Raw genomic sequence first — 9,683 nt, forward strand, 5'->3', positions numbered from 1 at the left:
AATTGCACTCTCGCGGCCCTGCGCGTATGCCTCATTTCGCTCAAGGCAAGTTTCTATCCGGATGCTTCCTGGCCGTGCATGCAGGAAAAATCCCAGCATGATCCAGGCATCCCGTTCCAAATGATCGTCAATCACCGGGCCAAATAAAAATACCGTGCTTTATCGAATTCTGACAGATTTTTCTTCTCCGGTTCAGTTGGCGTTGAGCGGATATAATTTTGCGGATTTGTTTAAAAGCGAGGGTCCACTTCCAAGGTTTCGATGTGCTGAAGTGAACGAAAGCGAGTCAATTATTTCGTTAATATCTCGGGCGACGGTGGGGTTCTAATTGCTTCGCGAACCTGTATCTCCACCAAATTCGGTTCGATCGTTTCCAGAACCAAATCTTTGGGAAAGGCCAGTTGCCCTGGGCGCAGTCTTATACGTTGGGTGCCTGACTCAAGTTTGAGGGGAACGCTGATTTCAATGTCGTTTCGGCGAACGAAGTAAAAGGAGCTTCGTACACCGCGGAAGGTAACCTCCACTTCTTTTGGAGAGATGGTGTCTACCTTCCATTCGGCCGGTAACTCACCATAAGTTACCGGTACTGAAAGCGTGCGGTAGGCGGTTTTCGATCCGTTCACCAATACAAACCATAAGGCCAGCGCCAAGCTTAGGGCTATCAGTTTATCGCGCCAGTTTTTCTTGAAATAGTATTCCCAGAGATTGCTTTCACGTTTGGGATTCACCGTGTGATAAAAGCTTTTCAGAAGCCTGGTCAGATGTCCTGCGTCACGGACTACTCGTATTTCCCCGTTACTTGCGACGGATATGGTGCCTCTCTCCTCCGAAACAATTAAACAAAGTGCATCGCAGAGTTCGCTTAGTCCCAAGGCAGCTGCGTGTCTGGTTCCGCTATTGCCCAGTTTTTTCAAGTTTTTGGAAAGCGGAAGGTGAGCGGAAAACCGGGCGATCAGATTTCCTTCGATTACTACCGCCCCATCATGGCCAATGGAATGTGAATCAAAAATACTTTTAAGTAGTCCCTCACTCAGTTTCCCGTTGCATTCCTGACCGCCACTCAAATGACGTACAATCAGGTCGCGTCCGCGAATAACAATGAGCGCCCCAATTTTTTCACGGGCGAGGTCTGCGAGAGTTCGGGCAAGAATCTCAATTTCTTCTATATTTAGGAGCGTTTTGTCTTTACGAAGAATCTTGTGGTTAAAGCTCCACGTTGCAATACGTTCGAAGAAATAGCGCAGCTCTTCCTGAAAAATGACCACCAAGGCGATGAGAATGACTGCGAAGAATTTTTCAAAGATAGCCGCGGTCAAATTCAGATTGAATTGGCGAGCCAAGAGATAAATGCCTGCGACTATCAGAATGCCGGTTAATACGGAAGCGGCCCTCGTTCGTTTTGACCACACCACCAATGTATAGATCAGCAGGGCCATAACAAAAATATCGAGTAAGCCGAAAAATCCGATTTCCTGAAAAAAATTGATAAGGTTGTTTATCACCATGGGGTTATCCTGATTGTTACTGTTATGATTTGGAAGCGGGCTGTCTGAAGGGATAGTAAGGTTCGTTCGTTGCTCGGATGCGGAAGCGTTTGAGCAGGCGAGTTACCATGGTTTCTTCCACCGCTGTCCATACTTTCGGAGCCACCTCTTCCCCAATATTAAAACTACCTCCCGCAATGACGCCGTGTCCACCTGCTTCATCCCGATTATCAAAAATATCTCTAAGAATGTTTCCCGCATTCATCGTTGGCTTTTCCAATCGGAGCGAAACGTACAGGCGGCCTTTAAAGCGGCCTGTGCAAAAGGACTTTTGCATGGTTTTGTAAGTTAAAAGAAAATCGGCAACGAGGGAAACGAGGTCCGGATTTTCAACGTCTCCCAAATGGGCCGTGATCAGTCCGGAACGGGCAACCGCATTTTGGATCCCTTTGCCCAGCGTGGAAAAAAACGGCGGGATCGGACTGGATTCTGGATCTGTGCCAAAGCCTTCATATCACAAAAGGGAACCACCTTCATATAGGTTTGAATAACATCGGGATGATTGGCGCGGTAAAGGTTCATCGTGTCAGAAATGATTCCATAGACCAATGCTGTGGCCAGCCGCCCAGGGATTTCAAGGCCTTTTAGTAACAATGCCTTGGCCACTATTACTGCCGTAGCGCCGCATTCGGTATCGACGATCGCGCAATCAGCATTCGGTTTTATATCAGAGTGATGTTGATCCAGTACGAGAGTGGCCTTCCGCTTTTTCGGGAAAGAATTATTTTCGAAAGCTGGCTGTGTGTCGACAAGAGCGGTATACGTGTAATTGATCAGATCTTGTGGCCTTAGCTTGTAGACTGGAAGCTTGAGTATTCTAGCCATCGTCCTGTTTTCCATGCGCCCGATTATCCCCTGGTAGACTATTCTGGCCGACATATCATATCCCTTTTCTACCAGGTACTTCAGTCCGTAGGCGCTGGCCAAGGCGTCGGGGTCGGGATAGTCGTGGGTTAGAATCAGCAGCGGAGATATTTTGCCGGTGTTTTGATCAAGAAAGGTAAGAAGTTTACGAGCACTATTAGTAACCATAACACCTCCAATCAAGAGGATTGAATAAAAGGAGATCGTCAGTTGAGTCAGTGTTCATTTTTTAATCCTGGAAGAGACTGCAGATAAAATGAATCAATAAAATCATTTAATTACAATTTCCTCCTCTTTCCGCGGCAATTCTGTGCGTATCCGGGTCCTGAGACTTCCTTCCCGCTATCGCGACAATTATTAAAAACGGTATCATTAGCTGGTAGCCTAGGAATCATTGAGTAACGCCCATGGGCTACATTTTTGCAAAGGAAAAGAATTATGTGTCGCTTCTAAAGAAGAAGAAACAAGGCAAAGGACATTTTCTTATGGATTTTAGTAAGAATATACGTTGATGGAAAAATGGATTTACCTATGTATGAAAGGATAAGCTTTCAATGAATCCAAAATTCCAATTTTCCCTATTGTCCATTTCTGTTGTGCATGATACCGTCCTATTATGAAAAAAATATCTCGTCGGACTGCCCTAAAAACTTCCCTAGCCGGAGCTGCAGCTTTATCAGCTCCCATGATTCTTCCTTCCTCCGTATTAGGATTGAATGGTCAGAACACCTCCCCAAACAGCCGAATCAACATGGGCCTGATTGGACATGGAAAGATCATGCAGGGTCACCGCCCTTATCATCTGGCTGCGGATGAAGTTCAAGTTGTTGCGCTGTGCGATGTAAAGACCTGGACCTTGAAGGAGGCCAATGAAGAGGCCGCGAAGATTCAGGGACAAAAGGTGGATACTTATGAATTCTACGAAGACCTGTTGGCACGCGACGACATAGATGCCATTGTCATTGGGACACCCGATCACTGGCACGCCAAAATCGCTATCGACGCTTTTAAGGCCGGAAAAGACGTCTATGTCGAAAAGCCAATGACCCTCACCATCGAAGAAGGTAAGATCATGCGGGAAACCTGCGCGCGTTACGGACGGGTGCTTCAGGTGGGTAGTCAGCAACGTTCCGAGTGGGCCTTTCGCAAGGCTGCCGAGCTGGTGCGCAATGGGTACATTGGGAAAATTAAAACCATTGCAGCAAAATTAGGAGAATTTCCGCCTCCGACCCAGTTTCCTGAAACGCCGATTCCCGAAGGGCTGAATTACGACCGTTGGCTTGGACCAGCACCCATGGAGCCCTATAATGAAGATCGGATCAAGGGTGACTATGGCGGAGGTTGGCGTCGCTTCTGGGACTATGGTTCGCGCAAGAATGGCGACTGGGGTGCCCACCATTACGACATTATTCAATGGGCACTGGGCATGGACGAATCCGGACCTGTCCACTTTATTGCCAAGGGTTACGAGGGTGAAGAGTTTCAGTCATTCCTTTATGCCGATGGCACGAAAGTAATGCGCGGAGCTGAAGGGCTCGGGCACATGATTCGTTTTATAGGTGAAGATGGAGAAGTGCTGGTGAGCCGAGGCGGAAAAATCGATACGACTCCCGCTTCCTTAAAGAACATCATTCTGAAGAGCAGTGATGAGCGTCTTTATGAGTCAACTGACCACCGGAAAGATTGGTTGAACTCCATCCGGAGTCGATCGCAACCGATTTGCCATGTTGGAATTGGCCATAGGACGGCCACCATTTGTCATCTTTCTGGCATTTCAGAACGCCTTGGTCGTTCGATAAACTGGGATCCCGTAGCGGAGCATATTGTAGGGGATGAACGTGCTGCCATGTGGGAAACACGTCCTCGCCGTGCGCCGTATCACCAATTGGTATAATTTTAATCAGAACCTGTTTCCTATCATGAAATCTTACTCATCTTTATTTTTTGCCGGTGTGTTGGCCCTTGGATTACAAACAACCGCTTGGTCTGGTCCTCCCGAAAAGGACTTGAATGAAATCGTGAAGGGCTTTTCGGATGAAGATCCCGCCGTTCAATTCGAGGCACGGCTCGATTTACTCGCCTACGTCTCTTACGGGACAGCTCCTTCCCAAAAGAACGGAGCAGAAAAAATAACCAAAGAACTTTTGAGCGCACTAAAAAGATGGGGGTTGGCTCATGAAGCAAAGAAATATATCATTCGGGATCTTGCGCGGGTAGGGACATCCACAGCGGTGGAACCCTTAAGTAAGATATTGATTGGAAAAGATGAATCACTCGCTGAATTAGCCCGCCAGGCACTTGAACAGATTCCGGGGAAAGAGGCATCCACTGCATTGAAAAATGCGATCCCTAAAGTTCGCGACGATGCCCGGCGTCGAAATTTTATTCGGACCCTTGCGAATCGTGCGGATGCATCCAATGCCGCCTATTTTATAAAAGGGCTACAATCCAATGATGCCATTTTGGCCCATGAGTCTGCTCTTGCGCTTTCACTTCTGGGCGATGCGGATTCGGTTGAAGCTTTGGAGCTTGCCTACTCAAAAAGTTCCGGCGAAATGAAGGTGCTTCTCGAAAACGAAATCATCCGGTCTGAAGCGGCTTCAGAGGATATGTTGGTCTCCATTCAAAAAGACGGGGTGGTGTCATACAATCGTGATGCTGCGTTGCTTCGATTGCTGGAATCAGATTATATCAGTTCACTCGACCTTCTCAAATTGGCTCTGTTGAGCTCAAGTTCAGAGGTAAGGTCCAATGGTATACGGCTGGCAATGACCACCGGGAAACATGCTTTGATTAAAAATATGGGCAACAGAATCTCCGGCGATAATTGGCTCGTTGTCCTTGGTGGATTGTCCGCATTCGAAAATAGGGGAGCGGAAGGCTTGGCATTGATGGCTTTTGAAGCAGGGGACCATAACGTTAAAGTCCAAGCGCTTCGTGCCTTAGGGTCCTATGGTGGCGCAAAGTCAGTCGATTTAGTGCTCGAACATTTTGCGGGTAAAGACAAACAGCTTCAACAAGCTGCGGCCTATGCAATCGAAAGAATGCCCGGAAACCCTATGACTGGTCGCCTTCAGAAACTGCTGAACTCCGAGTCCGCCGAGGACCATAAGCTGGGCTTGGAAGCGCTCGCGTACCGCAATACTCCCTATGCGAAAAACCGCTTGTTTCGTTTTATCAGCGGCGATGATCCCGAACTCGCAATGGTGGCCCTGAAGAGCATTTCGGGGATTGTGGAAGAGGAGGACCTTTATCGGCTTCTTTCAATTTCCAAAAAATCCGATGACCAAAAAAGCGCTGCGATCAACGGGTTGCTAAAGAAGGTAGCTCCCCAAATAGGTTCGGCGGAACTGCAAGCCAGGGTTAACAGTCTTTAGCTCATACTATGCGATCCAGTGGATCGGCTACTGACTGTTTTCCTGGATCCTGCAAACAAGCGTCCTCGGTTTGCCCAAATGAAAAAGAATTTTTTTCCTATCAATCCAGCGATCGTGGGCTAGCAGACAGATTCTTTGATGTTCTCGATTCCACGAAATCGTTGATCCTGTCGCTTCAAATTTTTCGTCAATCCACATCTCTAGATTGACAGTTACGATAAATTAGTTGACAAAAGTTGACACATCAACTCGGTACTCCATCCACATGACCAAACAACTTAATGTTGCGCTGATCACAGAAACCATTGCTGAGCTCGGGCTGAATCAAGCGGCACTTGCGGATAAAATCGGCAATACCAGGGCTGCGGTTTCCAAATGGTTTACCGGCAAATCTTTTCCACGTCCTCCTGAATTGCTAAAACTGGGAAAGCTGCTCGGGCTTAGCTACAAGGACTTGGTTAAAACGCCTAATGAAGATAAGGAACCGCTCATCGCCTTTCGGAAACGCGGTGCAACCAAGACCACGGAAAAGCACGTGGCCCGGGCAAAGGATATGGGCAGATTTCTGGAACCATTGGTTCCTTATCTTGGATTTGATGAATTTGTGGGACCTGCCAGCCTCAAGAAGCCCTCCACTGATTATCCGTACCTCCAGGCGCTCGTCGTGAAGTTGCGCCGCGAACTTGGACTTTCAGAATCTAGTCCCATTCGGTTTGAAGATCTGATTAAGAAGTTTCAGGAACACCAGGCTGTCTTGATTCCCACCATGTGGGGCAGGAAAGATAAGCATGAAAATGCACTGCATATCTATCTTCCCAAATCAAAAACAACTTGGATCTATCTCAATCTCGACAGCGAAGTGCACGACTTCAAGTTCTGGATGGCCCATGAACTTGGTCATGTTCTCAGCGTGACCCTTCTTGAGAATGACGATTTGGATGCAGCTGAAAACTTTGCCAATGGTTTTGCAGGGGCTTTATTGTTTCCCCGCCCGGCAGCGGAAAAATGGTTCAAAAAATATCAAGCTTCCGCTGGAGATACCAGCCGCCTTAAGGTGCTGGTTGCTGCGGCAAAAGAATACCTGATTTCGCCAAATTCGGTCTACAAAGAACTGGAAAAGTATGCAACCGCAGTCCGCGAACCATTTGCCACGATCTCGAACAGTGTTCTCTTTTCAGCTATAACCAAGTTTAACAAACAGTTTCCGACGCTCAGCGAACATTTATTCGACGGTGTAACACCGACTGCCGATCATTTTATGCGGGTAGCACAGGCACAGTTTGATACACACTTTTATAAGGCCCTTGGAAAATTTCTTCAAGATACGGAAGCTCCGGCCAGTGTAGTCAGCCGGATGATGGATGTTCCGCTCGCTGATGGACGGGCCTTTCACGAAGCTTTGACGACGGTCTGAACTCGGCCTGAACAATGAAGCAGTCGAAAATACTCGTAGACTCCAATAGCTATTTTCGACTGGCTCAGAACATTCACCCATTGCTGTTCCAATCGTTCGGAAAAGAAAATTACACTCTCTTCGTCCATTCGGACTTGATCTTCGAATTCAAACGCAAGCCCCGCCTCAGAAACAAGTTCCATTGGGTAATGCAGCCTGAGTATGTCGAGAATCGCAAACGTGCTCTTACCCTTAGCACTCAAAATAAGAAGGACATTGAGGATACATTCCAACATTTATGGGAATACATCAAAGATGAGAAACTTGGTCCGCTAGAGGTGGACACTCGCATTCTCGCGACGGCAGCGGAGCTGGGGATTCCCGTGGTGACGGATGACCAGGACATGATCAAAGTAGCTGAACTATTCGGAATTCACCAGATAGGATCCATGGAGCTTATGAAGATGATGCTCGATGCTAAACATATCGAAATGGAAAAAGTCAGGCAGGTGGTTTCGCAGTGGCGGTATGACAACGATACACCCCACAAAAACTACGCAAAAGAATACCGCAGATTGTTTGGCGAAGCGGTTCCGAGGGATTGATAGCAAAATGAATTTTGCAACTGCTTGCAAAAAGGCTTGCTGCAAAGTTAACTCAGCCCCGGAATGCTGAATTTACCTCTCTGACCTGCCTCTATGCCTGAACTGAACTGAATTGGAAAAGCCGCTGTTGTAAAACACCACAAGGAAGTGCCGTTCCGGTTGTTGGAGGCCGACGCGGAGTTGAGTTGTGGTGATCCGCAAAGCGGGAACCTGATTGTGGAAGAGGACAATCTCCACGCCTTGAAAGCGCTGCTTCCTCGCTACCCTCGCAATGTTAAGTGCATCTATATCGATCTCCCTACAACACGGGCAATGAAGGTTGGACCTAAATAAGACCCATTTAACTCCTTTTAATGCGGATAAATATTTCCATATACGCACGAATCGGATTAAATGGGTTTAACAAACTTCAAATACACAGATAATCTAGGTTCTTCGCTATTTTTAGTGGAATGAACAAATAAATTGTTTGAAGGTGAGGACCTATGAGTCCTGAAAAATTATTCCATGAACTCCTTGGGTTAGGCTCCGGTTGGACTGTGAGCGAACTGGAGTATCTTAAAGGAGGTAGCGGGGAGGTACGTATTGTGATCGAAGACACTCCCTTGTTATTTTCCTCAATTCGTTGTGCAGAGGATGGAGGCTCTGCAGGCCTATACGATCATGTCAATAAGCGGACATGGCGTCATCTGAACATCTTCGAGCACGAATGTTATATCGAATGCCGGTTGCCGCGAGTGAAGTGCCAATCGTGTGGGAAAGTGACAACATTGAAGGCACCGTGGGAGGGCAAAATCAAAGGGTTCACTTTACTGTTCGAAGCCTTCGCGCTGACCTTGTTGCGCGAGATGCCGGTCAATGCAGCCAGCCGGATACTGGGCGAACACGACACGCGGCTATGGCGCTTGCTCCATGCCTATGTGCAGGAAGCTTATGATCAGGCCGACTTCAGTGAAACACGGGTGGTTGGTTGCGATGAACTCAGTGCGCGAAAAGGACACGACTACCTGAGCGTCTTTGCCGATATCCCAGCCAAACGGGTGCTCTACGCAACCGGGGGCAAAGATTCCCAGACATGGGACCGGTTTGCCGAAGAGTTGCTCAAACACAATGCCAAAGCCGAACAGATCGACACTGTGAGTATCGACATGAGTCCGGCCTATCAGAAGGGAGCGAGGAAAAACTGCCCGGATGCCGAGATCGTTTTCGACCGTTTCCATGTGATGAAACAAGTGGGCAAGGCTGTCGATGAAGTGCGCCAGCGTGAACACCGCAGCCTATGCAGGAAAGGCGACCAGTCTCTGAAGAAAAGTATGTGGCTTTTTCGTCGTAACCCGCAAGCACTGGATGTAGAGCAGACCGCACATCTGGACGAGCTCACCAAGGCAAACCTGCTCACTTCCAAAGCCTATCAAATGCGGCTGACTTTGCAGGATATCTACGGCTTGACAGAGGTGATCTTATTCAAACGCAAGCTTCTGGCCTGGTGCCGATGGGTAACGACCTACGCCAACAAGAAAGGCTACCTTTTTAACCCCATGAAAGCAGTTGCCAAGAGTATCCTCAATCATCTGGAAGGCATCATCAACTTTGCTCAGACACGCATTACCAACGCATTTATGGAAGGACTCAACAGTGTCTTCTCGGCAGTGAAGCGCAAAGCCAGAGGGTACAGATCCAATCGCAATCTCATCACCATGCTTTACTTCGTAGCCGGTAAACTCAAAATGCCTGCTTTATATTGATCCACTAAAAATAGCGAAGAACCATGAGAATATTGCTAACCAGCTTATAGAGAGGCCTTTCCTGCATCTCGGGACTTGCCATGTTTGCTTACTGATCAATCTTTAGGATAGACTACACTCCTGTTATATGCCACAGTGTATGAATGATAAAAATA

The 9,683-nt window shown here is 47.7% G+C and carries 8 protein-coding genes and 1 pseudogene; 6 read left to right on the top strand and 3 right to left on the bottom strand.

The features are described 5' to 3' along the window. Positions 1-290: 290 nt before the first annotated feature. The 3 genes from O3C43_23395 to O3C43_23405 all read right to left on the bottom strand — a co-directional run bounded on the left by O3C43_23395 (position 291) and on the right by O3C43_23405 (position 2,576). Positions 291-1,505 (bottom strand): diadenylate cyclase, encoded by a 1,215-nt coding sequence (locus O3C43_23395; GenBank protein MDA1069430.1) that lies wholly within the window; start codon positions 1,503-1,505, stop codon positions 291-293. Positions 1,506-1,527: 22 nt separating this feature from the next. Beyond that, a complete protein-coding gene (locus O3C43_23400; GenBank protein MDA1069431.1) occupies positions 1,528-1,821 on the bottom strand; it encodes a hypothetical protein in 294 nt (97 codons plus the stop codon). 77 nt (positions 1,822-1,898) lie between these two features. After that, positions 1,899-2,576 (bottom strand): DHH family phosphoesterase, encoded by a 678-nt coding sequence (locus O3C43_23405; protein ID MDA1069432.1) that lies wholly within the window; start codon positions 2,574-2,576, stop codon positions 1,899-1,901. Positions 2,577-3,024: 448 nt separating this feature from the next. Between O3C43_23405 and O3C43_23410 the strand changes: the two genes are divergently transcribed. From O3C43_23410 to O3C43_23435, 6 genes and pseudogenes are all read left to right on the top strand, one after another. Then, positions 3,025-4,302, top strand: coding sequence for a Gfo/Idh/MocA family oxidoreductase (locus tag O3C43_23410; protein ID MDA1069433.1), 1,278 nt, complete (start codon positions 3,025-3,027; stop codon positions 4,300-4,302). 25 nt (positions 4,303-4,327) lie between these two features. Beyond that, a complete protein-coding gene (locus O3C43_23415; GenBank protein MDA1069434.1) occupies positions 4,328-5,785 on the top strand; it encodes a hypothetical protein in 1,458 nt (485 codons plus the stop codon). A gap of 265 nt (positions 5,786-6,050) precedes the next feature. Then, entirely contained in the window at positions 6,051-7,199 is a 1,149-nt protein-coding gene (locus O3C43_23420) for an XRE family transcriptional regulator (protein MDA1069435.1), read from the top strand. 14 nt (positions 7,200-7,213) lie between these two features. Next, positions 7,214-7,783, top strand: coding sequence for a DNA-binding protein (locus O3C43_23425; GenBank protein MDA1069436.1), 570 nt, complete (start codon positions 7,214-7,216; stop codon positions 7,781-7,783). A 111-nt stretch (positions 7,784-7,894) separates the two neighbouring features. Next, positions 7,895-8,106: pseudogene (locus O3C43_23430) on the top strand (site-specific DNA-methyltransferase). Between the two features lie 162 nt (positions 8,107-8,268). Further along, positions 8,269-9,528, top strand: a complete 1,260-nt coding sequence (locus tag O3C43_23435) for an ISL3 family transposase (protein MDA1069437.1) — start codon at positions 8,269-8,271, stop codon at positions 9,526-9,528. The last annotated feature ends 155 nt before the right edge of the window (positions 9,529-9,683 follow it).

It is taken from the genome of Verrucomicrobiota bacterium, assembly GCA_027622555.1.
In the GTDB taxonomy this organism is placed as follows: Bacteria; Verrucomicrobiota; Verrucomicrobiia; order Opitutales; family UBA2995; genus UBA2995.

Coding starts and splice junctions, on each gene's coding strand:
- O3C43_23395 (MDA1069430.1), bottom strand. CDS start 1,505: ATGGTGATAAACAACCTTATCAATTTTTTTCAGGAAATCGGATTTTTC.
- O3C43_23400 (MDA1069431.1), bottom strand. CDS start 1,821: ATGCAAAAGTCCTTTTGCACAGGCCGCTTTAAAGGCCGCCTGTACGTT.
- O3C43_23405 (MDA1069432.1), bottom strand. CDS start 2,576: ATGGTTACTAATAGTGCTCGTAAACTTCTTACCTTTCTTGATCAAAAC.
- O3C43_23410 (MDA1069433.1), top strand. CDS start 3,025: ATGAAAAAAATATCTCGTCGGACTGCCCTAAAAACTTCCCTAGCCGGA.
- O3C43_23415 (MDA1069434.1), top strand. CDS start 4,328: ATGAAATCTTACTCATCTTTATTTTTTGCCGGTGTGTTGGCCCTTGGA.
- O3C43_23420 (MDA1069435.1), top strand. CDS start 6,051: ATGACCAAACAACTTAATGTTGCGCTGATCACAGAAACCATTGCTGAG.
- O3C43_23425 (MDA1069436.1), top strand. CDS start 7,214: ATGAAGCAGTCGAAAATACTCGTAGACTCCAATAGCTATTTTCGACTG.
- O3C43_23435 (MDA1069437.1), top strand. CDS start 8,269: ATGAGTCCTGAAAAATTATTCCATGAACTCCTTGGGTTAGGCTCCGGT.